Here is a 24,253-nt window from a genome sequence, read left to right on the forward strand (position 1 = left end):
TCAGGCGAACAGGCTAGACCACGCCCCCGCGATTGCAACAGCCCTTCCGGTGAAACCGCGCAGTAATGCGATCAGGACGCGCCGGGAATCAGGACGCGCCAGCATCGGGCGCGACGATCGGCCCTTGCTGAAGCATCAGGGTATCGGCCTGCCGCGTGCGCGACGATGCGATGACGTGATCGACCCCCGCGATGGTCACGGCGATCGTGCCCTGTTCGGTCACCTCGATGAAGCCCTTGTTCTTGAGATACCAGACGTGAAATTCGAAATGGTCTTCCGAACAGCCCAGCATTTCCTGCAGCAGCCAGCCGATCACGCCCGCGTCGGAGGCATGTTCGCGGCGGCGCTTGTAAAGGAAGGACAGGATCTTGGCGTGCGTCTCCGCATCGGAAAGCGCCGACTTTTCGTCGAGGGCCAGTTCGTCGCTCTGCGGAAATTCGAAGGATGCACCCGATCCGCGATTGTAGGTCCGGTCGTAGGCCGCGCGCTTTTCCGGATCGCGCAGGATGCGATACGCCTCGATCGTTTCGGCAAAGCGGTCCGGATCGGCGGTGGCCGCGTTGTCCGGATGATACATCTTGGCAAAGTAGTGATACGCAAGTTCAAGTATTCTTGCATCGCAATCGGGGTTTACCTTCAGCACCTTATAGTAATCGGTGTAATGCTGTCCGTTTTCCATGCCGCTGAATCCCCCATTGGCGCACGCCGACCACCAGCGAAAAACGACCGATGCGCTAACCCCCCGATCCCCGTCAAGCATGACGGGGCGCGTCAACCAAAACGCTCGGCAATTGTCACTTTAACGGGACCTTTTGTCAAAGAGCGTGCGGCAGAAAACCGCAGATTGTGGGCAAGTGCACGGCGTCGCGGCGGAACGGCGGCCATGCTTGCAAACAAGCGAATTGCATCCACCCCCGCTCGTTCCCATATTCCCGAACATGGCAGAACTCGTGATCCGTCGCGGCCTTGAAGAGCCCGATACTTCAGAAAACTTCGTTCCCCACAAACCGCAGCGGCCCGAAAAATCCATGCCGGGCAAGCGGTTCGAGCTTGTTTCCGAGTATCAGCCCGCAGGCGACCAGCCGACCGCGATCGCCGAACTGGTCCAGGCCGCGCAAGAGGACGAGAAGACGCAAGTCCTGCTGGGCGTCACGGGTTCGGGCAAGACGTTCACGATGGCCAAGGTGATCGAGCAGATGCAGCGGCCCGCGCTGATCCTTGCGCCGAACAAGATCCTCGCCGCGCAGCTCTATGGCGAATTCAAGAGCTTCTTTCCGAATAACGCGGTCGAATATTTCGTATCGTACTACGATTATTATCAGCCCGAAGCCTATGTGCCCCGGTCCGACACCTATATCGAGAAGGAAAGCTCGGTAAACGAGGCGATCGACCGGATGCGCCACTCGGCCACCCGCGCCTTGCTGGAACGCGACGACGTGATCATCGTCGCCTCGGTCTCGTGCCTCTACGGCATCGGTTCGGTCGAGACGTATTCGGCCATGATCTTCGACATCAAGAAGGACGAAACCGCCGACCAGCGCGAGATCATCCGAAAGCTCGTCGCGCTGCAGTACAAGCGCAACGACGCCGCCTTTGCGCGCGGCAACTTCCGCGTGCGCGGCGACAACCTCGAAATCTTCCCTTCGCACTACGAGGACATGGCCTGGCGCATCTCTTTCTTTGGTGACGAGATCGAGGAGATCAGCGAGTTCGATCCCCTCACCGGCAAGAAGGGCGCAAGCCTCGACAAGGTGCGCATCTACGCGAACTCGCACTACGTGACCCCCGGCCCGACGATGAAACAGGCAAGCGAGGCGATCCGGTTCGAACTGACCGAACGGCTGAAAGAGCTGGAGGCAGAGGGCAAGCTGCTGGAACACCAGCGGCTGGAACAGCGCACGAATTTCGACCTTGAAATGATCGCCGCCACCGGATCGTGCGCGGGTATCGAGAACTATTCCCGATTTCTGACCGGCCGCCTTCCGGGTGAGCCGCCGCCGACGCTTTTCGAATACCTGCCCGACAATGCCCTGTTGTTTGTGGACGAAAGCCACCAGACGGTGCCGCAGATCGGCGCGATGGCGCGCGGGGACCACCGGCGCAAACTGACACTGGCCGAATACGGGTTCCGCCTGCCGTCTTGCATCGACAACCGCCCGCTGCGCTTCAACGAATGGGATGCAATGCGCCCGCAGACCATCGCCGTTTCGGCAACACCCGGCGGGTGGGAGATGGAGGAGACCGGCGGCGTTTTTGCCGAACAGGTCATCCGCCCCACTGGCCTGATCGACCCGCCGGTCGAGATCAAGCCGGTCGAGGACCAGGTCCAGGACTGCATCAACGAGTGCAAGGCCACCGCGGCCAAGGGCTATCGCACGTTGGTCACCACGCTGACCAAGCGCATGGCCGAAGACCTGACCGAATTCATGCACGAAGCGGGCGTTCGCGTGCGCTACATGCATTCCGATGTGGAGACGCTGGAACGTATCGAGCTGATCCGCGACTTGCGGCTGGGCGTCTATGACGTGCTGGTCGGCATCAACCTGCTGCGCGAAGGGCTCGACATTCCAGAATGCGGGCTGGTGTGCATTCTCGATGCCGACAAGGAAGGCTTCTTGCGCAGCGAGACCTCGCTAATCCAGACCATCGGCCGCGCCGCGCGCAACGTCGACGGGCGCGTCATCCTCTATGCCGATCGCATGACCGGCAGCATGGAGCGGGCGATCGCCGAAACCGACCGCCGCCGCGCCAAGCAGGAGGAATACAACCTCGAACACGGCATCACGCCGCAGACGATCAAGCGCAACATCCACGACATCGTCGCCGACACCGCCAGCAAGGACGGCGTCACCGTCGATACCGGCGATGACGAGGTCAACAATCTCGTCGGGCACAATTTGCGCGCCTATATCGAGGATCTGGAAGCCCGGATGCGCGCTGCTGCCGCCGACCTCGAGTTCGAGGAGGCGGGACGTCTTCGCGACGAGATCCGCCGGCTTGAAAACGAAGAGCTCGGACTGCCGGACGGAGAGAAGAAGGCGCCCATCGTGGGCCGATCCAACGAAGGCAAGCCGGGCACGCGCAAAACGCGCTATGGCAAAGTGCAGAAGAAGTGGAAGCGTTAAGTCTGTTGCCGAGCCCTCAACGGCTTGGCATATCGCGCCGATGCGATTTCACCTGAAACCGGTTTGCACCGCCCCCGCACTGGCCCTGGCTCTCGGCCTTCTTGCCGCTCCAGCCGTCACTTACGCCGCCGAAAAGGCGGACGAGGACAAGGCCGCACCTGTCACCGACTACACCCCGCTGTCGTCGGAAAAGCAGTTGAGCGGCACTTTCGGCGGCAAGAAGGTCGACTACACCGCGCGCGTTGCCGAAACCGTGCTGAAGGACGATGACGGCAATCCCAAGGCGGCGATCGTCACGACCAGCTATGTCGCCAAGGGTGGCGACCGGAATCGCCCGGTGACGTTCCTGTTCAACGGCGGACCGGGTTCGGCCTCGCTCTGGCTGCAGATGGGTGCCTTTGGCCCCAAACGCGTCGTTACGCCGTCCGATGCAACCGACGATGGCGCGCCCCCCTACCCCATCGTCGACAACCCGGATTCGCTGCTGGACGTGACCGACCTCGTCTTCATCGACCCGGTCGGCACCGGTTTCTCGCACACCATCGGCGATACCGAGGGCAAGGAATACTGGGGCATGAGCCAGGACGCGAAGTCCGTGGCCGAAGTCATCCGCAAGTGGCTGACCGACAACGACCGCTGGAACAGCCCCAAGTTCTTGGGCGGTGAAAGCTATGGCACGACGCGTTCGGCCCTTGTCGCATCCGAACTGGAAACCGGGTGGAACGACGTGGCCCTGAACGGGGTAATCCTGATCTCGACCATTCTCGACTTCCCCACCGTCTGGGGCGGCGGCGAGGATGGGAACGAGCTGGTCTACCCGATGTACATCCCGTCGATGGCAGTGACCGCCGCCTATCACGGCAAGCGGAGCGGCGGGTCGCCCGCACAGATCGCGGAGGAGGCGCGCCAGTGGGCGCTTGGCCCCTATATGACCGCGCTGCTTAAAGGGCAGGACCTGCCGGCGGACGAACACGCCCGCATCCGGGCGGAACTGTCGCGGCTGACCGGATTGTCGGAAGACTTTCTCGACCGCGCGAACCTGCGCGTCACGACGGGCCGTTTCTACAAGGAACTGCTGCGCGATCGCGGGCTGACCGTGGGCCGCTTTGATTCCCGCTATACCGGCACAGATTTCGACAATGCGGGCGAAACGCCCGACAACGATCCGTCAGGCTACGGCATCGACGGCGCCTATGTGACCGCCGCGAATGACTGGCTGCGCCGATCGCTGGGGTTCAAGACGGAGCGCGACTACGTACCCTTGGGCGGTGTGACCGAATGGGACTGGCGCCCGGACGGTGAAGGCAGTGTTGCGCCCTACCTCAACGTTGCGCCCAAGCTGGCGAAGGTCATGCGCGAAAATTCGCAGTTGCGCGTTTTCGTCGGCCAGGGCTGGTACGATTTCGCCACCCCCTTCTTCGCGGCCGAATACTCGATGAACCGGCCCGGTTTCCCGCAGGACCGCATGGTCTGGGAATATTACGACGCGGGCCACATGATGTATCTGCGCGATGAAGACAGGGCGAAGCTTTCGCGCGACGTAAGGGCGTTCATAAACGCGCGCTAGGGCTACCCCCGCGTGCGGGCCGGTGTTAGCGATTGGCCCCATGATCCGGTCGCTTTCCCGAACCGCCGCGATGGCGGCCATCGTCCTTGCCGCCAGTGCCTGTTCATCGCAGTCCGAACCGCAGGGCACGCGCGGCGAACCGGTGACGAAGTTCGCCCTGCCGCACCATGACGAAGCGGAACTGGCCGAACAGCGCGCCATTACCGAGGCGATGCCCGGCAAGATCGACCCGCCCGACGCCACTTGGCGCGCAACGAAGGCGGGCGCGGTCTATGGCGAACCGGAAACAAAGCCGCTTATCGAAATGGCCTGTAACGACGGCATGGTCGACGTGACCCGCAACGTCGCGTCGGACGACGGGGCCAAGGCGCTTTTCGCGTTTGTCGGCTATCGCGGCATCCTGCGGCTCAAGGTCGAAAACGACGGCGCGGCCTGGCACGGCAGCCTGCGCAGCGACGATCCGATGTGGATCGCGGTGACCGGCGGCCCGTTCTACGCCACGGTCGCGGGCGGCGGGAAAGTGATCTCTCCCGCCAGTTCCATCGCGTCGCAGGTCATCACCGGGTGCAAGCCGGAGGCCGACGCGACCATCAAGGGCGCGCCGGTCGATCCCGACGAAACCGCCTGACGGCGCCTAGAGCTTGCCGAACTTTTCCTCGTAACCGGCGGTATCGTCCTCGGCCAGGAACCTGGCCTGGCTGCGCCAGTCGTCGCGTTCGATGCGGCCCTTGAAGCGGCCCAGCCGTTCGTCGATCTGCTGCACGTCGGCATCGCTCCACGCCGCGATCTGGTCAAAGCGCGAAATGCCCATGTCGCCCAGCAGGGCCACAAGCTTCGGGCCCACGCCCTTGATGCGCGACAGGTCGTCCAGGCCTTCGCCGGGATGGTCGGCGGCATCGATTTTCACCGCAGCGGCCACGGCCTGCGCATCGCGTGCGTTGTCTGGCATGTGGTCTTCGGCCTCGCCCGCGTGCATTTCCTCGTCATGCTCCAGCGCGGCGGCCGCGACGGCGGTGCCGACACCGGCCAGCCCATCGGGCGTTGCGGGCGGTTCGTGTTCGTGCGTGACCGGCGATGCGGCCGGCGCGGAATCGATCAGCGCCTGGTTGCGGCGTGCCGGTCCCACCCCTTCATCAAGAACATCGGGGCGGTGGCTGCGCACGCGCTCCTTCTTGGGGCGGGCCAGCAGCCACAGCGCGATGATCACGGCCAGCGCCGCGACGATCACGAAGGCCACCCAGTTCGCCTGGATCAGTTCCACCATTTCAGCTTTCCCCTTTTTCTCGTTCCGCCCGGCGAGCGGCGCGCATCTTCACGAGGTTTGCGAGCCTCACCCTGCGCGAAAGCCACAGCATCGCCAGCGACAGGACCGCGCCATAGACGATCAGCAACGCGACGAGCAATTCGATCCAGAGCGGCATCGTGTCCTCCCTTACCCCGCGTCCGGCGTGTCGACCGGCGTCGGCACCTGCGGCGCAATGGAAATGACCGAAAACTCGATCCGGCGGTTGGCCGGGTCCGTCGGGTCCAGCCCTTCGACCGGACGGGCCGAGCCGTATCCTTCGGTGCGAAGCGAGGCGCGCGGCAAACCGCGTTCAACCAACGCGTCGCGAACGGCATCGGCCCGCTCGCGGCTCAAACGCAGGTTCACTTGCGCATCGCCCACCGAATCGGAATGCCCGGCGATCGCGATGATCGATCCGCCACACGGCTTCAGCGCCTCTGCCACTTCGTCGAGCAGACGCCCGCTGCTTTCCTCGATCCGCGCGCTGCTCTGCGCAAAGCGGATGACGCGCACGGACAGCAATGCCTCGACATCGCGCTGGCAGTGATAGGGGCCTTTTTCGGCCACGTCCTCTACCTCGGTCCGCGGGCGATCGCCCTTGGCCCAGTGCACGCCGCCGACACCGCGCACCGCGGCAACGGCACGGGCGACGCGGCCACGGGTGTCATCGTCCAGATTCTCCCCACCGCTCAATTCCGGATGCCGCGTGGGCCAGCCCTGATCGGTATGAAAATCGGCGACGATGCCGGTCCCGCCCTCGGCCGCGATGGCGGCGTCAGCCTCTGCCTGCACGCGCTGGATCGTGTTCTCGCTCGTCATCTCGGACCCGATCAGCGCGATGACGACGACGCAGACTGCACCGATCAGCACCTTGAGCCAGGAAGGAAGCGAGATAATTGCGTTCATGGGCCGGTCGATAGCGAAGCTAGTCCTCTTGCGGAAGGGGCACAGCCTTCTTGTTGCCCGCCTGCCGGAACAGGACGCGATCCTCCTCCTTGAAGCCACGCTTCCAGATCACGTATCCGTAAGTGGCAAGGATGGCGGGAATGCCCAGCGCCAGCTCCATCCATTCGGGCAGGAACGTGAACGCGAAACCGACGACGACGGCGGGCGCGACAGCCCAGACCAGCGGCCAGCGGAAGTTGTTGATCCGCTCTTTCAGGATAGCGGCCAGCACGCGAGACTTGGTAAAGCTGGCAAAGCCGAGCGCCAGCGTAAGCGCGATGGCCGCACCGGCGGCCTGGAACAGTTCGCTGAACCCCAGTTCCTTGATCGCGAAAATGATCCCCACCGTCAGCAGGCCCTGAAGGATGATCGTCGCGAACGAAATCGCGAGGTTCTTCAGCCGCGCAAGATAGATCAGCGCGGCTTCGGACACGACGGCGGTGGAGGCGACGACTTCGGCGATCAGCAGGAAGGCCAGCGCCCCGTTGCCATAGATGAACTGCGGTCCGACAAGGCCCAGCACGCCTTCGCCCGGAATGCCAAGCGCAAGCCCGATACCGGTCTGCGCGGCGATGATCCAGAAACCGGCCTGGCAGACCTGGCGCGCAATCGCGGAATAGTCCTTCTCCTTCAACTTGCGCACGATGACGGGGCCGAGGATGGGCTCAAAACTGGTCTTCAGCTTTTGCGGCAAGCTCGCCACCTGGACCGCGACATAGTAGATGCCGACCGTTGCCGGGCTGACGAAAATGCCCAGAATCGCGATGTCGAGGCGGCGGGTGCCCCATTCGATCGCGTCGGCCAGCGCCAGCGGAAAGTTGTCGCGGGCGATGGCGGCAAGATGGATGACATGCGGTTTCCACCCGTGCGGCCAGCCATAGCTGCGCAAGAGCGGGACCAATGCGGTCAGCGCCGCCGCGATGACGGAAAACAGGTAGGACAGCGCCAGCCCGCCTTCCTGCGTGGCGGGAATGAAATAGAACACGCCCGCCATGATCGAGAGCGACCACGGCTCAACGATGGAGCGGCTGCGCACGGTGGCCGCAATGTTGTAGCGATAGGCGAGCGCGGCCAGCATCACTTCGGTCACCGCCAGCATGATGATCGCGATCGGCAGGTAGAGGTCCCACCCGCTGTTCATGCCGTTGGGGAACATGGGCGCGGGGAAAACGAAGAGGATCGCGGCGAACAGAGAACTGGTCAAAAGCGATAGCAGCAGGCCGTCGGTGATGACGTGGGTTTCGTCCCGCGCTTCGTTGTGCAGTTCCTTGGCAAGGCCGCGTTTCAGGCCGAGCGTCGCGATCTGGCCAGCGATCTCGATGACGATCAGGGCAGAGGCGAAACGCCCCAGCTGGTCCGCGCCGTAAAGGCGGCCCGCGATGAACAGGAACGGCAGGCGCGCGGCAAGGCGCAGCAGGAAGCCGAGGAAATTGGTCCGCCCTCCCTTGGCAAGGGCCGCAAGGTCCTGGCCCGGCGGTCCCGCCTGACCGGGGCCGGGCTGGCCGCCCGCCGGGGGCGGCGCGGGGTTTGTCAACGGGGCTGCTCCGAGATTTCTTCGGGCACTTCCTGCTTGAGCGGACGGGCCAGCAGCGCATCGACCATCTGCGAAGCGGTGACCTTGCCTTCCAGCAGCGCGCAGACCGCGCCGGTGATCGGCATTTCGATACCCATATCCCTGGCGATGCCCTGAAGCACGGGCGCGGTATGTGCGCCTTCGGCGACGGTACGGCGATTGGCCATCAGGCCGACCGGGTCCTCACCCTGCCCCAGCGCGGTGCCGAGCGAGAAGTTGCGGCTGGACGTCGAGGAACAGGTGAGCACGAGGTCACCAAGCCCGCAAAGGCCCGACAGGGTTTCCGCCTGCGCGCCGCGGGCAAGGCCGAACCGCAGCATCTCGGCAAAACCGCGCGCGATCAGCGATGCACGCGCGTTCTGGCCCAGTTCCATGCCATCCACCACGCCGCAGGCGATGGCGAGCACGTTCTTCACCGATCCGCCGATCTCTGCCCCCACGATGTCGTCGGAGTAATAGGGGCGAAATTCCGTGCGGGCGATCGCGTCGGAAAGGCGCGTCCATTGCTCTTCCCCGCCTTCGCAGGCGAGCGTCACCGCGGTCGGCAGGCCGGAGGCCACTTCGTGCGCGAACGTGGGGCCGGACAGCACGGCAAGCTTTGCCTTGGGACAGGCATCGCGTGCCACTTCGGCCATCAGGCGGTTGGTGCCCTTTTCGATCCCCTTGCAGCAAAGCACGAGGTCACCCGAAAACTGCGGCAGGCCCGACATCACGCGGCCCAGATGCTGGGCGGGGGTGACGGCAAGCAGCACGTCGAGATCGGCGAAATCGGCCAGATCGCTGCTGGCGCGCACCTTTTCGGACAAGTGCGCGCTGGGCAGATAGGCCGCGTTACGGTGATCCTGATTGATGCCGCTGACGACATCGTCCTCGAACGCCCAGATCAGGACATCGCGCCCGTCGCTGGCCAGCATCTGTGCAAGGGCCGTACCCCATGCACCCGCGCCGATCACGCCAACGGTGGAAACCTTGCTCATGCTTTCACTCCTGCTCCGCGTGCGGGTTCGGCGTCCGGGTCCAGCGGCCAGCGCGGCCGCGCCGCGACGTCGAGGGGATCGCCGCCCTCTGCGACAAGTCCTGCCGCCAGCCGTTCCTGTCCTGCCCATGCGATCATCGCGGCATTATCGGTACAAAGCTTCATCGGCGGTGCAACGAAGCCGAGGCCGTTTTCCTCAGCCAGTGTTTCCAGAGCCGCGCGAAGCGACTTGTTCGCCGCGACCCCGCCCGCCACGACCAGCGCGCCGACCTCGCCCGCGCTTGCCAGCGCATGCGTCGTACGGTCGATCACGCAGTCGAGCGCGGCCTGCTGGAAACTGGCAGCGATGTCTGCCGCTTCGTATTTTCCGCTGTCATGTGCGCGCAGGACCGCGCTTTTCAGTCCCGCGAACGAAAAATGCGGTTCGGCAGAGCCCTTCAGCGGACGCGGCAGCGGCACGGCCCTGGCGTCGCCCTTGGCCGCCAGCCGCTCAACCGCAGGGCCGCCCGGATAGCCGAGACCGAGAATCTTGGCGGTCTTGTCGAAAGCTTCGCCCAGCGCGTCGTCGATCGTGGTGGCCAGCCGCCGGTATTCGCCAACGCCGCGCACTTCCAGGATCTGGCAATGCCCGCCGCTCGCCAAAAGGAGCAGGTAGGGGAAAGCAAGCGCGCGGTCGGCCAGGCGCGGGCTGAGCGCGTGACCTTCAAGGTGGTTGATTGCGATCAGCGGCCTGTCACCCGCCATGGCCAGCGCCTTGCCCGTGACAAGGCCGACCATGACGCCGCCGATCAGCCCCGGCCCCGCCGTCGCCGCGATGGCGTCCAGATCGCCAAGCTCCATCCCTGCTTCGGCCAGGACCTGCTCCACCATCGGGCCCAGCACTTCGACATGCGCGCGGGCCGCGATTTCGGGCACGACGCCGCCGAAAGGGCGGTGTGCTTCGTCCTGCGAGGCGATGGCCTGTGCCACGATGGTCCCGTCCGCCGCGACGACAGCAGCGGCGCTTTCATCGCAGCTCGACTCGATGCCGAGAACCAGCGGGCGCGAAAACTGTGAAACCTTCGGATTCGTGGCACTCATGGCGGGTTTCCCTGAACGCTTTGCGGCGCTAGCACAACCCGCGATGCCTGACGTAATCGAAAACCCCCTGCCCGCCACGGACCGCCCCTTGCGCCTCGGCACGCGCCGTTCGCCGCTTGCCATGGCGCAAGCGCACGAAGCGCGCGACCGCCTGTGTAAAGCGCATGGGTGGAGCGAGGACGCGGTCGAGATCGTCCCCGTGCTGGCCAGCGGCGACAAGGTACAGGACCGCCCCCTTGCCGAAATCGGCGGCAAGGCACTGTGGACCAAGGAACTCGACGGCTGGCTGGTCGAGGGGAAAATCGACTTTTCGGTCCACTCGATGAAAGACGTGGAGACCATCCGCCCCGAACAGATCGCGATTGCCGCCCTGCTGCCGCGCGCCGACGTGCGCGATGTTTTGGTCGGCGCAAGCTCGGTCGCTTCGATCCCGCCGGGCGCGCGCGTCGGTACCAGCGCCCCGCGCCGTGCGGCCCAGATGCTGAGCCTGCGGCCCGACCTTACCGTCGTCGGCTTTCGCGGCAATGTCGCCACCCGCCTTGCCAAGCTGCAGGCCGGAGAGGCGGACGTGACGCTGCTTGCCGCAGCGGGCCTCGAACGGCTGGGTGAAACCGGGGTCGGCCGCCCGCTGGAAGCACCCGAATGGCTGCCCGCCCCGGCGCAGGGTGCGATCGGGATCGAATGCCGCGCCGATGACGACTTCGTAAAGCAGGCCCTGTCCGCCATCGATCACGCGCCTACCCGCGCCCAAGTCATGGCCGAACGCGCGCTGCTGCTGGCACTGGGCGGCAATTGCCACAGCCCCATCGCGGTCTGGACCCGGGGGGAAAGCGAACTGACCATGACCGTGCGGCTCTACAGCCCCGACGGCCTTGCCAAGGTCGAGGGCGAGAGCACGTTCGACGCCGCGTCCGACGGGGCGAACGTTCTTGCCGCCCGCCTGCTGGCCGACGCGCCCGAGGTCGTGGCCGTTCACTTCGCAGGTCCCCCGGCTTGAAGACCGTCATCACGATCCGCCCCGCGCCGGGCGATGCCCGGACCGTGGCGCTTGGCGAGAAAATGGGCATCGCGGTCGAAAGCCACCCGCTTTTCGCGGTGGAGCCGGTGGCGTGGGACTGTCCCGATGCAGCAGACTATGACGCGATCCTGATCGGCAGTGCCAATGTCCTGCGCCACGGCGGCGAATGCATGGCGGGCCTCACCGACCTTCCCGCATGGTGCGTGGGCGAAGCCAGCGCGGCCGCCGCGCGAAAGGCGGGCTTCAGCGTTGCCGGGATCGGCAGTGGCGGCCTCCAATCGGTAATCCCGATGACCGAAGCGGCGGGACACTGCCGCCTGCTGCGCGTGAGCGGAGAGGCCCACGTGCCGCTGGACCTGCCCGAAGGAATGAGCGCGGACACCCGCACCGCCTATCGCGTGGCGAACTGTTCGATCGGCGCAGGCCTTGCCGAAAAACTGCGCGGCCCCTGCCTCGTCCTCCTCCATTCCGCAGAGGCGGCCGCCCATTTCGCGGGCGAGGTCGACCGGCTGGACCTTGCGCGCGGCGACATCGCGCTCGCCTGCCTTGCCCCGCGCATCGCGGACAGCGCGGGTTCAGGGTGGCTGTGTCTATCCACCGCGCCGTCCACCGACGATGGTGCACTGCTGGCCTTGGCCATGCAAATGTGCCAAGCCTGACCGACCAGAACCAACCAGAGATATAATGGAAGCGACAACCCCCAACGCGACCTCGAATTCGGATCGTTCCAGCGGCACCAACCGGATGCGCTCGATGGCCACGGCCGTCCTGATCGCGTTCGCCGTCGGATGTGCCCTCGCCTTCTATCTTGCGTGGAGCTACGGCATCTCCGCCGACGAAACGCCCGAGGAAACGGTGCAGACCGCCGCGGCGCTGCCCGGCGATGCCGAACTGGCCGCCGCCGTCCCCACCAGCATCCCGACGACCGCGAACGAGACCACGATGGGCATGCGCCTCGAAGATCTCGAACGCCGCCTGAACCGGCTCGACCTGCAGGCAGAGGCCGCATCGGGCCACGCCGCCCGCGCCGAAGGGTTGCTGGTCGCCTTTGCCGCCCGCCGCCTGATCGAACGCGGCGCGCCGCTGGGCTATCTCGAAAACCAGCTCCAGCTTCGTTTCGGCAATGCCCAGCCCAACGCCGTTCGCACGATCATCAACGGATCGCGCAACCCGGTCACGCTGGACGCCTTGCGCCAGGACCTGGAAGTGATCGCGAACGAGGCTGTGAACGAGCCTGACAACGCGACCGGCTGGGAACGCGTCAAGGCAGAGGCATCGCGCCTGTTCGTGCTACGCAAGTCGAGCGCGCCTTCCCCTCAGCCGGAGCTCCGGCTCGACCGTGCGCGCACCCTGCTCGACGATGGGCGCGTCGAAGCCGCCGCCGCATTGGTCGAACGCCTGCCCAATCGCGACCGCGTGGAACCGTGGCTGGCAGAAGCGCGCCGCTATGTCGCGATGCATGACGCGCTGGACCTGATCGAGACGGCAGCACTGCTCGAACCGCGCCGCCTGATCGATGGCGAGGGACAGCCGGTACGCCAAGGCAGCCCTGCCGCACCTTCGCCCACGCCGACACCCGCGCCCGAACAGACGGGCGCGGCGGCTGCGGCCCAGTAAGACGCGGCTGCCGCGCTGCCGGTAATCAGTCCTGAAGCAGTGCGGGCAGCGCGCCCGATACGCCGCGTGCCTCGTCCATGAAAAATGTCTTGAGTGGGGCGAACTTCTCGATCGCGCTCATCCCGGCGCGGCGCACCATGCTGGCGGTCTTTCCGGGCACGCCGAAAATCCACGTCAGCCCGTCGGTCGCCAGTGCCACACTGAAATCGTCGAGCGCGCGCCAGTCCTGGTAACGCTTGAGCAGCTGGGCATCGCCCGGCTCCAGCCCCAGCCGCATGCCGTCACCCAGCACTTCGGCAAGCGCTGCCGCATCGCGCAGGCCAAGGTTCAGGCCCTGCCCCGCGATGGGATGAATACCGTGCGCCGCATCGCCGACCAGAGCCAGCCGGTCCGCCACGATTGTCGGTGCATGGTGAAAACCCAGCGGGAACGACGTGCGCGCGCCGTCTAGGGCGATTTCGCCCAGCACGCCGCCCATGCGCTTCTGCGCTTCTGCGACGAAAGCTCGCTCGCCCAGTTTCAGCCAGGCATCGGCGTCCTTTTCCGCCACGGTCCAGACCAGCGCGGTGCGGTGGCGGCCCTGATCGTCGTCAAGCATCGGCAGCAGGGCGAATGGCCCCGCCGGATAGAAGATTTCCCACGCGACGTTGCCGTGCGGCTTTTCATGGGTCAGCCCGCAGATCAGCGCGCGGTGACGATAGTCCCACTTGGCAACGGTCAGCCCCGCCTCTTCCCGCGTGGGAGAGCGTCGCCCTTCGGCGGCGACCAGCAGGCTGCCTTCGAAACGCGCGCCGTCCTCGCGGATGGCCGCAACGCCGAATGCATCGCGTTCGCGCGCGACGATGCGGCTTTTCGGGTGAAACGCGATTTCGGGCCGTTCCTTCGCCGCGTCGAAAAGCGCGATGCGCAGCTGGCGATTGGCGAACATCCGGCCCAGCGATCCCTCGCCCGGTTGGGGGCGGAAGTGCAATTCGCCCGGCTTCAGCTGGTCCGACACCGCGATCGCGTCGATCGGACAGCCGAATTTCTCCAGCCGGTCTGCGATGCCGATGTTCGTGAACAGGTTCCAACTGGCCGTCGATATGGCAGAAGCGCGCCCGTCGAACCCGGCAGCCATCTGCGCCTCGGGGTCGGCGGCGTCGAGGACGTGGCTGGTAATGCCCAGTTCGGCCAGCGCGATGGCAAGGGTCATCCCCACAAGGCCGCCGCCCAGGATTACCACGTCGCGCCGTTCTGTACCGATTTCGCCGCTCACCCGATAATCTCCGCTTGCCAGGTATGAACCCAAGTCCCCGCGCTTTTCTGGACAGCATCGCCTGCCGCCCTTAAACGCATCACGCACCAGATGGCGGTGCGGCGCGTGCCATGCAAGCCCCGCCCGCCCATAGCGAACCGGATACGATGCACCGCGCCACGACTTACGCCATTCGGCAACCCGGACGGATCGCCGCCCTGCTGCTGGCGATCCTCGCCGCTTTTGCCGCGCTTCCCGTGTTGGCCAACAATATCGACACGCGCCTTGCGGTCGAAGGGCCGGTCGCACCGGGCGATACGGTTACGTTGGCGATCGTGCAGGAACCCAAGCCGACGTGGCACGGATACTGGCTGAACCCCGGCGATGCCGGTTTCGGCATGGACACGACCTGGACCCTGCCGGACGGATACGCGGTGGGCGAACCGGAATACCCTGTTCCCGAACCGCTGGTCATCGGCAATCTGATGAACCACGTATACGAAGGACCCTACGCGATCCTGGTTCCGCTGACTGTACCTGCCGACGCGGTGCCGGGGCAGAGCGTGGAGATCGGGCTGGAGGCAAGCTGGCTCGCCTGTACCGATGAGATCTGCGTGCCCGAAAGGGGCACGTTCACCGCGCAAGTCATGATCGCCGCTGCCGACGCCGCCCCCCCGCATGACGCGCAATTCGATGAATGGCGCGCGCACTTGCCCGCGCCGCTCGCCGAAAAGGGCCCCTACGAAGTCGTCGGCGAAACGCTGCGCATCGCGGTGCCCGTGGCGCCGGGCGCGGACGTGACTTCGCCGCACCTGTTCCCCGCCGCCGACGGCTTTGCGAAGTATGTCGCGCCGCAAAGCTTTTCGCGCAACGGAAACTGGCTGATCGTGGAAACCGGCGCAGACGACGGTGCATCATCGGGCCAGCCTTACGAAGCGGTCCTGCGGCTTGGCGACGGCACCGGCCTTGCCGTTACACTGGAAGCAGGCGACGTGCCCGCCGCCGGAGAGGCGATCGCGGGCCTGCCTGCAACGGGCGGGGCCTTGCCGGGTCTGGCCTGGCTCCTGCTGCTGGCCTTTGCAGGCGGCGTCATCCTCAACGTCATGCCTTGCGTGTTCCCGATCCTCAGCCTCAAGGCGATCTCGCTGGCCAAGGCGAACGAACAGGGCGCGCACAAGGACGCGCTGGCCTATACCGCGGGCATCATGGTCGCCGTCCTGCTGCTGGGCGCGGTCCTGCTGGCCTTGCGCGCGGCGGGTCAGGAAGTGGGCTGGGCCTTCCAGCTTCAGGAACCGGCAACCATCGTCCTGCTGCTGATCCTGGCCAGCGCAATCACCGCAAACCTTGCCGGATTGTTCGAAATGATGCTGCCCATCGGCCGGTCCAGCCACGGCAGCGGCGCATTCCTGACCGGACTCCTTGCGGCCTTCGTGGCGACGCCCTGCACCGGCCCGTTCATGGCCGCCGCGATGGGTGCGGCGCTGCTTCTGCCCGTGCCCGATGCGATGGCGCTCTTCGCCGCGCTAGGCCTTGGCCTGGCCTTCCCGTTCCTGTTGATCGGTTTCGTGCCGGCGATCCGGCGGCTTCTGCCCAAACCGGGCGGATGGATGAACCGGTTTCGCCGCATCATGGCCGTACCGATGGGCCTGACCGCGCTGGCGCTGGTCTGGCTGACGTGGCGTATCGGGGGCATCGCGCTGCTTTCGCTCGGCCTGGTGGCGACCGCGCTCGTCCTCGCGCTGCTGTTCGAAACGGGGCGCAGGCAGAAACTGGGGCTCTATGCCAGAGGCGCGGTGCTGGCCGCCTTTGCCCTTGCGCTGATCGCGACAGCCATCGCTGGGGCGATGACGACGAGCGCCCCGCCGGTTGAAGACGAACTGGGCGCGACCGAATTCACCGATGCCGCCCTCGCCGATGCGCGGGCGAGCGGAAAGCCGGTCTTTGCCTATTTCACCGCCGACTGGTGCGTGACGTGCAAAGTGAACGAGGCAACCGCCATCAATCGCACGGATACCAGGCAAGCCTTTGAAAAGGCGGGCGTGATCGTGATCCGGGGCGACTGGACCCGGCGCGATGCCACGATCACCCGCTATCTCGAAAGCCAGGGGGCAGCAGGCGTCCCGCTCTATGTCTGGTACGCGCCGGGCGCGGAAGGCGAGGTCCTGCCGCAGATCCTGACGACCGGAAAACTGACCGCGCTCGCATCGGGAAATGAGAACTAAGTGCAACAAAAGACACAGCCTGGGGAACCGCCGACGATCTTTACGGTTTGATGTCTGAATGGCGGTCAATTCCGATCGCACCAGATATTAACCAAGCGACTGTAGGATCGGACCGCAGTGCGCAGGGATGTAAACGGGCATGGCAGACTGGGGTTACGAAAAAGCGGACTTCAAGGCGGCGGGTGAAAGCCCTGTCGTCCTCCTTGTCGAGGATGAGATGATCATCGCCTTCGACATGGCGGACCAGCTGTCATACAGCGGTTTCACGGTCGATGGCCCCTATCCCAGCAATGCCAAGGCGCTAGCCGCGCTTGACGGAGACAGGCCCAACGTCGCCATTCTCGACGTTCAGCTGACCGACGGCGACGTCTATCCGGTCGCGAACAAGCTTCGCGACATGGGCGTGCCGATCGTGTTCCATTCGGGCCACGCCGATCCTCAGGAACTGCGGATCGACTATCCCGAGGCGATCGTATGCACCAAGCCTTGTCCCTGTGGAGAGCTTGAAGCGGCAGTCCGCCAGGTTCTGGGCGCCATCGCCTGATAGCCGAGCCTGATCGCAGGCCCAGATCGTATTCAGGCCAAGCCTGCTCCCTCGCATACCATTGCCATGACAGGCCGCTGGCCCTAATCCCGTTTCCAGCATAACGGCGCACGCCCATTCGTGCGCGCAGGGGAAAATGGGCGCACGCATGGCCTTGATCACGATTCTGAACGGACCGAACCTCAACCTGCTCGGCAAGCGGGAACCGCACATCTACGGTCACGATACCTTGGAGCATGTAGAGGCGCTGTGCACCTCGCGGGCGGAGGCGCTGGGCCACGAAATCCGTTTCCTGCAATCGAACGCCGAACACCAGTTGATCGACTGGATCCACGAAGCGCGTGACAATTCGGCCGCCATCGTCATCAACCCGGCTGCCTATACCCATACCTCCATCGCGCTACGCGATGCGCTGTCTGCGTTCGACGGACCGGTTGCCGAAATTCACATCTCCAACGTCCATGCGCGGGAAGAATTTCGCCATCACAGCTATATCTCCGCCATTGCCGACACGGTGATCTGCGGTGCGGGCATTGCGGGCTACGGCTTTGCGATAGAGGCTGTTTCCGCAAAAATCTGATCCTCCGAACGCCTGCCACCCGGCCTTGTCTCGGGAATATGCGACGGTCGGTCGGTTTCGGATGAATTAGAAAGCCCGCGGATCGGTCTCGACTAACCGCCTGCGCCAACCCGGTCCTAGAATGATCCCCGAGAAGGCAGGGGGCATACCGGAAATGGGCGCAGGGCGCGGCTTGGCAATCATGATTACGGCTCTGGCACTGGCCGGACCTGCGCCGGTTCTGGCGCAGCCGGTCACGCGCGCCATCCCGCTGGAAGAAATCGGCCAAGGCGACGGGGTGGAGTTTTCGGGACTGGCCGGAAGAAAGGTCCTGCATTTTCCGATCGGCGATCCGGCCGACGTCCAAAGCGTGGTCCTGAACCTGCCCTTCGAAACGCAAAGCGCGTACCCCGCAAACCGGCAGATAACCCTGCGCATCGGGAGCCGCGCCATCGCCACGCGCCGCTTTGCCGACACCGAAAGCGGCATTTGGCGCATGCCTGTGCCCGCGAACCTTCTCGACAGCCGCTACCTGTCGGTCGCGCTCGACTATTCGGGTGCGCTCAAGGGAGCGCGATGTGCCGCCTCGCAGATCGGCGGGGACTGGATACGCTTCGGCGGCGGAGCCGGGGCCGAGGTGGTCTATGCCGACGATGCCATGCGCGACGCGGGCCGCGCCATCGGCCATGCGCCGGGCCCGCTTGCGGTCGAACTTCCCGCTCGGCCAAGCGAGGCCCAGGTCGCAGGCGCGCTATTGCTGGCCGCGGCCCGGCCCGTCCGGTTCGGCCCGCCGCGAACCGACGGGGACTGGCAGGAAACCCACGTCACGTTCGATGCCAGCAGCCAAGGCCCGCTGAAAATAGCGCAAGGGTCGCGGCCAGCTTTCATCGTCGGCCGCGATCCGCAGGCCGCCGCGCGCATCTTCGCCGCTGCGCCCGATCTTCCCGGCGGCGCCTTGCCGGTTGCCGCCGCCGCGCTCGGCGAAAGGCAAGTCAGCCGTGCGGCGATCGGCTTGTCCAGCCTCGATGCCGACCTTGCCCCTCGCCTGATTTCCGACCGTGGGGGCTGGACCATCCCCCTCCCTGCTGCCCGTGTCCCTCACGGTCGGACGCTCTCCGGGCTCGTTGCCGATCTCGCGGTCGCCGACGATGGCGGCGATACGCCCGCCATCGTCACGATCGCGCTGAACGGTCTCCTGCTCGCTAGCCGGCCTGCAATGCCCGGAGAGCGTAACCGGCTGTCCGTCTCGATCCCCGACGGGCTGGCCACAACCGACAACCGGATCGACGTCAGCGTCCTGCGCCAGGAACGCGGCGGCGATTGCGACAGCCCTCCCGTCCGGCAGGAAGCGCGCCTTCTGGCATCGAGCCACGCGGTTCTGGACAAGGCAGGAGAGCCAGCCGATTTCCACGACCTGCCCGCCGCTTTCGCGGGCGGCGTGACACTGGTGCTGCCCGCACGTCCCGGCAATGCGACGATCGCGGCGGTCGCGGGTCTGCTTGGCGGGATGCTCTCGGCCTCGACCCCGCTGTCGGTGCAGTTCGGCGGCGCCCTGCCCGACGGGCCGGTGATCTGGCTGGGCGACAATCCGCCACCCGGCATCGAACCGCCCCTCCGTCCCTCGGCCAAGACGCGCATCCGGGGCGTCGACGGCACGCCGATGGTCGATGCCGCCACCCTGGCGCGGGCATCGGTGGTACAGCTCGTGCCTAAGGGCGGACGCCCTGTTCTCTGGATCAGGCCCGGGCGCGATTTCGCGCAGCTTGCCGGAATGTCCGCCGCCGCCCGGCTGGGCTACGGCGACATCGCCCTGTTCGACGGATCGGGCCGCCTTTTCGCCATGCATTCGGGGCGAGAGAAGCTGGTCGACATCGAGAACGAAGGCGACTTCGACCTTGCCGACTGGATGCGCCAGCACCGGATATGGCTGGTTCTCGGTGCCTGGCTGCTCGTCTCCGCCCTGTTCGCATGGCTGCTGCGCCAGACCTATCTTTCGCGGGACCGGGGCGGCCAGAACGATGGGTGACATCTCGAACACCGATGCCTGGACCGGCGACCATCTCGTCGATCAGGGGATCATCACGCTACCCGAACTGGACGAGGCATGGGCCCTCTCGCGAAGGTGGCAGATGCCGCTACCCGACGTGCTGCTTTCGCGCAGCTCGGTCGACAGCCGCACGCTCTATCGCTCGCTCGCCGACAGGTTTGGGCTGGACCATGTCGACCTTATCGACGAACCGCCCGACCTGACCTTGTTGAGCGAGAGCGACGCCGAAACCTACATGCGCGAACTGGCCGTGCCGTGGCGGGTGCGCGAAACGGCAAAGGGTAAGCGGCTGACCATCGCCACGGCGCGTCCCGGCCCGCAGGCGATGCTGTTCATCCGCCGCCGCTGGGGCAGCGAAGTCGATGTCGTCATCACCTCGCGCCGGGCCCTGCGGCAGGCGGTGCAGCAGGCCTTTTCGCAAAGCTGGACCCGCCGCGCCATCTACGACCTTGATGATCGCGATCCGGTGATGAGCGCGCGGACCGTGTTCACGCCAGTGCAGCTGCTGATCCTGTGGGCCTTGGCCAGCGCCTGCGCGATCGGCGCAGTGCTCGCCCCCATCGCCACGCTGATCGTGCTGAACGCGTTGATGAGCGTGTTCTACCTCGGTAATTTTGCCTTCAAGGGGCTCGCCATCTGGGCCGGAGGCGTCGACCTTGCGGCACAGCAGCGCGAAATCGACGCGGCCATCGGCCTGCTCGCGGACGAAGACCTGCCGGTCTATACCATCCTTGTCCCGATGTTCCGCGAACCCGACGTCCTGCCGATCCTGGCCGGCGCGCTGCGCAGGCTCGATTATCCGGCGGCCAAGCTCGACATCAAGATCGTGCTGGAAGAAGGCGACACCCCCACGATTGATGCCGCACGCGCCCTGAAGCTGGAGGAAATCTTCGAAATCATCCTCGTTCCTCCCTCGCACCCGCAGACGAAGCCCAAGGCCTGCAACTACGCCTTCCGCCTTGCCCGCGGCGAATTCTGCGTGATCTACGATGCCGAGGACAAGCCCGAACCGGACCAGTTGAAGCGCGTCGTTGCCGCCTTTGCCCGCGCGCCGAAAACGGTTGCCTGCGTGCAGTGCCGGCTGAACTACTACAACCGCGACGAAAACTGGCTGACGCGGCTGTTCACACTCGATTATTCGCTGTGGTTCGATCTGATGCTGCCGGGTCTGGAACGCATGGGCGTGCCGATCCCGCTGGGCGGAACGTCGAACCATTTCCGCACCGACGTGCTGCGCGAACTTCACGCATGGGACCCGTTCAACGTGACCGAGGATGCGGACCTTGGCATCCGCATGACGCAAAAGGGCTATCGCACGAAGCTGGTGGAATCGACCACGTTCGAGGAAGCGAACGTCAGCGTCGGCAACTGGATTCGCCAACGTTCGCGCTGGATCAAGGGTTATATGCAGACCCTGCTGGTCCACTTGCGCCGGCCCGGCGATTTCGTGCAGCAGGTCGGCCCGCTGGGCGTGCTGGGCTTTGTCATGTTCATCGGCGGGACGATGACGTCGGGCCTGATCAATCCGGTGTTCTGGGCGGTCTTCGTGGTCTGGGCCGTGACGCAGGCCGCAGGGTTCGACATCTTTTTCCCGCCGGTCCTGCTTTACCTGTCGCTGTTCAACCTGCTGGCGGGCAACGGGATGCTGATCTTCCTGATGATGCTGGCCCCATTCCGGCGCAACTGGCTGGAACTGACGGCATGGGCGCCGACCGTAATCGGATATTGGGTGCTGATGTCGATCGCGGCGTGGAAAGGGCTGTTCCAGCTGATCACCCGCCCGTTCTACTGGGAAAAGACCACGCACGGCCTGTCCCGTATGACTGCCATCGAACGCGCCCGTGCCGATAGCGGGGAGGGCGGCGCATGAACGCCCATGTCTGGCCGATTGAGCAGGTCCGCACCCGCCTCGCCTTTCCCAGGCCGGACGGTGTGACGACGCGTTCGCATCCGCCTTTCCTGCTTACCGTGCTGGCGCTGACCTCGGCCCTGCTCTGTCTGCTGCTGTGGCTGCAGGACGCAGGCTACGCGTCGCAGGCCTCGCTCGAATTGTGGGGACAGGCGCTGCTCGCGTCCGACGGGGCGGTCGCCGCGCCTTCGATCATCGCCGCCTCGCCGCCACTGCCCTATTTCGCGACAATCGTTGCGGAACTGGCCATACCCTCGTTCGGGATGCACATCCTACCGCTCGTGACCGCGCTGCTTTTCGCGCTGATGGTCGCCGGTTGGCTGCGCGCGTTCCAGTCCGCGCACTTGTCCTGGGGGACGTCGATCACGGCCGCGGTTCTGCTTGCCGCCAACCCCGTCCTGCTGCGCAGCCTTGCCGAAAGTCCCGGCTGGGCAGGATTTCATGCCGGGCTCTCGATGCTGGCCGTCGGCCTGTTCAACTTGCGCCGCGATCACCGGATCACGGATGTCATCCTCGTCTCGCTCTCGTTGCCGTTGATCCTGATGTCGCAGCCGGTGGGCCTCGTCTTCGTGGTCGCGGCAGTGCCCTTCATCGCGATGTGCGTGCCAGAGGCGCAGATGCGCCGGTCGGTCACCGGGGTGATGATGACGATGCTGTTTCCGGCCGCCTTCGTGCTGGCCGGGTTCGCTTACGTGAACTGGATCTTCAACGACGACGCTTTCGCGTTCCTGGGCCATTTCGCCGAAATTCCGATCACGCCGCCGCTGCCGGCGTCCGTTCTGGGACTGGCCTTGGCGGGAATGGTCGCGAGCGCGCCGATCCTGCCCGCGATCTTGGTCCGTACGCGCAAGCAAGGGAGCTTGCGCCGCGCGTCTCTGGCCATTGGCGGCTTTGCCGTGGCCGGTGCGGGACTGTGCGGGATGACGCAGACGATGCCGGTGCCGGTGCAACTGGCCGCGCTGACGATACCGCTGGCCATGGCGGCGGCGACCCGCTGGCCGCGCAATCGGTCACGGTCCGAAATGCTGGTCATCGCGATGCTCGCTTTCGGCTGGATCGGCGGCGCGGTCACCTTGCTCAAGGCGCAGGACGTGGAAAGCGAAAACCTGCGCGCCGTCCTGATGGGCAGGCCCACCGTTGCGGTCGACGGGGAACTGGCCGCACTGGGCGTCGCGCTTCAGGGGCATGACGACATCCTGTTCGATGCCGCGGCCGCCCCTGCGACGATCGCCCACCGCGGCAGCGCGCACGGCATTTCGGCGGCCAGTTCGATCCGTTTCCGCCTTGCCGGAATGCGCCAGGACGCGCGGGCGCGGATACAGGTCGTGCGTGACACGCGATCCATACGCGGGGCGGACGCCATGGGGCGGACATTCCCCGATCTCTACGAACGCGGCCTGCCCGGTTACCGGCTTTTGCACGAAGGGCCCGAATGGCGCGCATGGATCAGGGAGGACCAGCCATGAACCAGCTTTCGATCGTTTCCACCAGAGAAGCCGGCAACAGTGCCAGGAACAGTGCCAGAAACAGTGAAGGCCCACGCATCCTGATCGTCGACGACGATCCCGATTCGGCCGAGATCACGGCCCGGATGCTGTCGGGCGGCGGCAATTTCCGCATCCGCAGCGTGGCAAGCGCGGAAGAAGCCTATGTCGCGCTATCGCTGGTCGGCACCAATGCCGATGAAGTCCGGCTGGCCTACGACCTCGTCATCATGGACATCATGATGCCGCAGGTCGACGGGATCGAGGCGACCGCCGCGATCCGCACCACGCGGCGCGGCGCCTTCGTGCCGATCCTGATGCTATCCGGCCGCCGCGATATGGATGCGCTGGGCCAAGCGTTCATGGCAGGGGCCAACGACTTCGTGACCAAGCCGATAGAGCCCATCGAACTGCAGGCGCGGGTGCGCACCCTGCTGCGCCTGAAGCGCGAGCAGGAGCGCAGGCAGGCGCGCGAACGCCAGTTGATCGACAGCAACCGTGAACTGCGGGAATCGGTGATCGACGGCACCCTGGTCGATAGCAAGACCGGCATGCCGTCGCGGGCCTGGGCCGAAATGGTCCTGCGCGAATGTCGCACCAACGGCGTGTCGATGGCGGCCGCGATGGTGCAGATAGAGGAACTGGACGCCTATATCGTCTATCACGGCATGCGCGGGGCCGAACGGCTGCACACCGAAATCATGCGCCGCCTGCAGGCGGTGCCGGCCCCACTGGGATCGACGCTGGCGGGATGGGACGATGGGCGTTTCATCGTCCTGATGCCGGGGATGCGGGACAGTGCACGGATCGCAACGCTCTGCGCCGGATTGCAACGCGCGGTCGAATATCCCGCGATCCCGCACGGCAACGCGCTGCACCATGACCGCGTCCGCGTGTCCACCGCCAACGGCTGGCGCCCCGCTGCGCAGACCGTGGACCTGCCCTCGGCGCTGATCGCCAGCCTTGCGGCGGAAAATTTCAGCGGCCACCGCAACGTCGAAAACGCCTGACACGAAAAAGGGCCGGCTTTCGCGCTTGGAAACCCGGCCCTTTCGCTATCGATCCGCT

Annotated in this window: 21 protein-coding genes; 13 read left to right on the top strand and 8 right to left on the bottom strand. The window is 65.6% G+C overall.

From position 1 onward, the window contains the following. Nucleotides 1-88 precede the first annotated feature (88 nt). Entirely contained in the window at nt 89-679 is a 591-nt protein-coding gene (locus FAX90_RS11840; protein WP_170234968.1) for a DnaJ domain-containing protein, read from the bottom strand. Between the two features lie 259 nt (nt 680-938). Between FAX90_RS11840 and uvrB the strand changes: the two genes are divergently transcribed. The 3 genes from uvrB to FAX90_RS11855 all read left to right on the top strand — a co-directional run bounded on the left by uvrB (nt 939) and on the right by FAX90_RS11855 (nt 5,320). Next, complete coding sequence (uvrB, locus tag FAX90_RS11845; protein WP_144097619.1) at nt 939-3,125, top strand: excinuclease ABC subunit UvrB; 2,187 nt, start codon at nt 939-941, stop codon at nt 3,123-3,125. Nucleotides 3,126-3,165: 40 nt separating this feature from the next. Continuing rightward, nucleotides 3,166-4,692: a S10 family peptidase gene (locus FAX90_RS11850; protein ID WP_144097620.1), complete on the top strand. Its 1,527-nt coding sequence runs from the start codon at nt 3,166-3,168 to the stop codon at nt 4,690-4,692. Between the two features lie 70 nt (nt 4,693-4,762). Beyond that, nucleotides 4,763-5,320, top strand: coding sequence for a hypothetical protein (locus FAX90_RS11855; protein WP_144097621.1), 558 nt, complete (start codon nt 4,763-4,765; stop codon nt 5,318-5,320). 6 nt (nt 5,321-5,326) lie between these two features. Here FAX90_RS11855 and FAX90_RS11860 read toward each other — a convergent pair whose 3' ends face one another. Genes FAX90_RS11860 through tsaD form a run of 6 tightly spaced genes read right to left on the bottom strand, consistent with a single transcriptional unit; the run spans nt 5,327 to nt 10,551 of the window. Beyond that, a complete protein-coding gene (locus FAX90_RS11860) occupies nt 5,327-5,956 on the bottom strand; it encodes a hypothetical protein (protein ID WP_144097622.1) in 630 nt (209 codons plus the stop codon). Nucleotide 5,957: 1 nt separating this feature from the next. Beyond that, nucleotides 5,958-6,113 carry a hypothetical protein gene (locus FAX90_RS16620; RefSeq protein ID WP_170234969.1) on the bottom strand — a complete coding sequence of 52 codons (156 nt, stop codon included), beginning with the start codon at nt 6,111-6,113 and terminating at the stop codon, nt 5,958-5,960. Nucleotides 6,114-6,124: 11 nt separating this feature from the next. Then, the gene (locus FAX90_RS11865) at nt 6,125-6,883 is read right to left on the bottom strand and encodes an OmpA family protein (protein WP_240704885.1); all 759 of its coding nucleotides are present in this window, start codon (nt 6,881-6,883) and stop codon (nt 6,125-6,127) included. A gap of 19 nt (nt 6,884-6,902) precedes the next feature. Next, nucleotides 6,903-8,456, bottom strand: coding sequence for a lipopolysaccharide biosynthesis protein (locus tag FAX90_RS11870; protein ID WP_144097623.1), 1,554 nt, complete (start codon nt 8,454-8,456; stop codon nt 6,903-6,905). Then, nucleotides 8,453-9,472: an NAD(P)H-dependent glycerol-3-phosphate dehydrogenase gene (locus FAX90_RS11875; protein ID WP_144097624.1), complete on the bottom strand. Its 1,020-nt coding sequence runs from the start codon at nt 9,470-9,472 to the stop codon at nt 8,453-8,455. Before FAX90_RS11875 ends, FAX90_RS11870 begins: the two co-directional genes overlap by 4 nt. Then, on the bottom strand, nt 9,469-10,551 hold the full coding sequence (tsaD, locus tag FAX90_RS11880) for a tRNA (adenosine(37)-N6)-threonylcarbamoyltransferase complex transferase subunit TsaD (protein WP_144097625.1): 1,083 nt from the start codon (nt 10,549-10,551) through the stop codon (nt 9,469-9,471). The genes FAX90_RS11875 and tsaD overlap by 4 nt, the downstream gene beginning before the upstream one ends. A 43-nt stretch (nt 10,552-10,594) precedes the next feature. Here tsaD and hemC point away from each other — a divergent pair, with 43 nt between their 5' ends. From hemC to FAX90_RS11895, 3 genes are read left to right on the top strand one after another with little or no spacing between them, the layout of a single operon-like run. Next, on the top strand, nt 10,595-11,548 hold the full coding sequence (gene hemC, locus FAX90_RS11885) for a hydroxymethylbilane synthase (protein WP_144097626.1): 954 nt from the start codon (nt 10,595-10,597) through the stop codon (nt 11,546-11,548). Beyond that, entirely contained in the window at nt 11,545-12,228 is a 684-nt protein-coding gene (locus FAX90_RS11890; RefSeq protein ID WP_144097627.1) for a uroporphyrinogen-III synthase, read from the top strand. The genes hemC and FAX90_RS11890 overlap by 4 nt, the downstream gene beginning before the upstream one ends. Nucleotides 12,229-12,253: 25 nt before the next feature. After that, the gene (locus FAX90_RS11895) at nt 12,254-13,186 is read left to right on the top strand and encodes a hypothetical protein (RefSeq protein WP_144097628.1); all 933 of its coding nucleotides are present in this window, start codon (nt 12,254-12,256) and stop codon (nt 13,184-13,186) included. Between the two features lie 25 nt (nt 13,187-13,211). Here the strand turns inward: FAX90_RS11895 and FAX90_RS11900 are convergent, their stop codons facing one another. Then, nucleotides 13,212-14,441, bottom strand: coding sequence for a UbiH/UbiF/VisC/COQ6 family ubiquinone biosynthesis hydroxylase (locus tag FAX90_RS11900; protein ID WP_276612328.1), 1,230 nt, complete (start codon nt 14,439-14,441; stop codon nt 13,212-13,214). Between the two features lie 110 nt (nt 14,442-14,551). Between FAX90_RS11900 and FAX90_RS11905 the strand changes: the two genes are divergently transcribed. The 7 genes from FAX90_RS11905 to FAX90_RS11935 all read left to right on the top strand — a co-directional run bounded on the left by FAX90_RS11905 (nt 14,552) and on the right by FAX90_RS11935 (nt 24,195). Further along, on the top strand, nt 14,552-16,642 hold the full coding sequence (locus tag FAX90_RS11905) for a protein-disulfide reductase DsbD family protein (RefSeq protein WP_240704886.1): 2,091 nt from the start codon (nt 14,552-14,554) through the stop codon (nt 16,640-16,642). 139 nt (nt 16,643-16,781) lie between these two features. Further along, nucleotides 16,782-17,186 (top strand): response regulator, encoded by a 405-nt coding sequence (locus FAX90_RS11910; RefSeq protein ID WP_144097629.1) that lies wholly within the window; start codon nt 16,782-16,784, stop codon nt 17,184-17,186. 148 nt (nt 17,187-17,334) lie between these two features. Then, nucleotides 17,335-17,766, top strand: coding sequence for a type II 3-dehydroquinate dehydratase (gene aroQ, locus FAX90_RS11915; protein ID WP_144097630.1), 432 nt, complete (start codon nt 17,335-17,337; stop codon nt 17,764-17,766). Between the two features lie 181 nt (nt 17,767-17,947). Further along, nucleotides 17,948-19,771 carry a cellulose biosynthesis cyclic di-GMP-binding regulatory protein BcsB gene (locus tag FAX90_RS11920; protein ID WP_144097631.1) on the top strand — a complete coding sequence of 608 codons (1,824 nt, stop codon included), beginning with the start codon at nt 17,948-17,950 and terminating at the stop codon, nt 19,769-19,771. After that, nucleotides 19,764-21,662 (top strand): glycosyltransferase family 2 protein, encoded by a 1,899-nt coding sequence (locus FAX90_RS11925; protein ID WP_144097632.1) that lies wholly within the window; start codon nt 19,764-19,766, stop codon nt 21,660-21,662. The genes FAX90_RS11920 and FAX90_RS11925 overlap by 8 nt, the downstream gene beginning before the upstream one ends. Then, the gene (locus FAX90_RS11930; protein ID WP_144097633.1) at nt 21,659-23,167 is read left to right on the top strand and encodes a hypothetical protein; all 1,509 of its coding nucleotides are present in this window, start codon (nt 21,659-21,661) and stop codon (nt 23,165-23,167) included. The genes FAX90_RS11925 and FAX90_RS11930 overlap by 4 nt, the downstream gene beginning before the upstream one ends. After that, on the top strand, nt 23,164-24,195 hold the full coding sequence (locus tag FAX90_RS11935) for a response regulator (protein ID WP_170234970.1): 1,032 nt from the start codon (nt 23,164-23,166) through the stop codon (nt 24,193-24,195). Before FAX90_RS11930 ends, FAX90_RS11935 begins: the two co-directional genes overlap by 4 nt. Nucleotides 24,196-24,253: the final 58 nt, after the last annotated feature.

It is taken from the genome of Croceicoccus sediminis (genome assembly GCF_007570835.1).
Lineage (GTDB): Bacteria > Pseudomonadota > Alphaproteobacteria > Sphingomonadales > Sphingomonadaceae > Croceicoccus > Croceicoccus sediminis.

What these genes read in the sequence shown, in the direction of transcription:
- FAX90_RS11905 (WP_240704886.1), top strand. Translation starts at nt 14,552, where the DNA reads ATGCAAGCCCCGCCCGCCCATAGCGAACCGGATACGATGCACCGCGCC.
- FAX90_RS11855 (WP_144097621.1), top strand. Translation starts at nt 4,763, where the DNA reads ATGGCGGCCATCGTCCTTGCCGCCAGTGCCTGTTCATCGCAGTCCGAA.
- uvrB (WP_144097619.1), top strand. Translation starts at nt 939, where the DNA reads ATGGCAGAACTCGTGATCCGTCGCGGCCTTGAAGAGCCCGATACTTCA.
- aroQ (WP_144097630.1), top strand. Translation starts at nt 17,335, where the DNA reads ATGGCCTTGATCACGATTCTGAACGGACCGAACCTCAACCTGCTCGGC.
- FAX90_RS11920 (WP_144097631.1), top strand. Translation starts at nt 17,948, where the DNA reads ATGATTACGGCTCTGGCACTGGCCGGACCTGCGCCGGTTCTGGCGCAG.
- FAX90_RS11895 (WP_144097628.1), top strand. Translation starts at nt 12,254, where the DNA reads ATGGAAGCGACAACCCCCAACGCGACCTCGAATTCGGATCGTTCCAGC.
- FAX90_RS11840 (WP_170234968.1), bottom strand. Translation starts at nt 679, where the DNA reads ATGGAAAACGGACAGCATTACACCGATTACTATAAGGTGCTGAAGGTA.
- hemC (WP_144097626.1), top strand. Translation starts at nt 10,595, where the DNA reads ATGCCTGACGTAATCGAAAACCCCCTGCCCGCCACGGACCGCCCCTTG.
- tsaD (WP_144097625.1), bottom strand. Translation starts at nt 10,551, where the DNA reads ATGAGTGCCACGAATCCGAAGGTTTCACAGTTTTCGCGCCCGCTGGTT.
- FAX90_RS11925 (WP_144097632.1), top strand. Translation starts at nt 19,764, where the DNA reads ATGGGTGACATCTCGAACACCGATGCCTGGACCGGCGACCATCTCGTC.
- FAX90_RS11850 (WP_144097620.1), top strand. Translation starts at nt 3,166, where the DNA reads ATGCGATTTCACCTGAAACCGGTTTGCACCGCCCCCGCACTGGCCCTG.
- FAX90_RS11910 (WP_144097629.1), top strand. Translation starts at nt 16,782, where the DNA reads ATGGCAGACTGGGGTTACGAAAAAGCGGACTTCAAGGCGGCGGGTGAA.
- FAX90_RS11930 (WP_144097633.1), top strand. Translation starts at nt 21,659, where the DNA reads ATGAACGCCCATGTCTGGCCGATTGAGCAGGTCCGCACCCGCCTCGCC.
- FAX90_RS11865 (WP_240704885.1), bottom strand. Translation starts at nt 6,883, where the DNA reads ATGAACGCAATTATCTCGCTTCCTTCCTGGCTCAAGGTGCTGATCGGT.
- FAX90_RS11875 (WP_144097624.1), bottom strand. Translation starts at nt 9,472, where the DNA reads ATGAGCAAGGTTTCCACCGTTGGCGTGATCGGCGCGGGTGCATGGGGT.
- FAX90_RS11935 (WP_170234970.1), top strand. Translation starts at nt 23,164, where the DNA reads ATGAACCAGCTTTCGATCGTTTCCACCAGAGAAGCCGGCAACAGTGCC.
- FAX90_RS11860 (WP_144097622.1), bottom strand. Translation starts at nt 5,956, where the DNA reads ATGGTGGAACTGATCCAGGCGAACTGGGTGGCCTTCGTGATCGTCGCG.
- FAX90_RS16620 (WP_170234969.1), bottom strand. Translation starts at nt 6,113, where the DNA reads ATGCCGCTCTGGATCGAATTGCTCGTCGCGTTGCTGATCGTCTATGGC.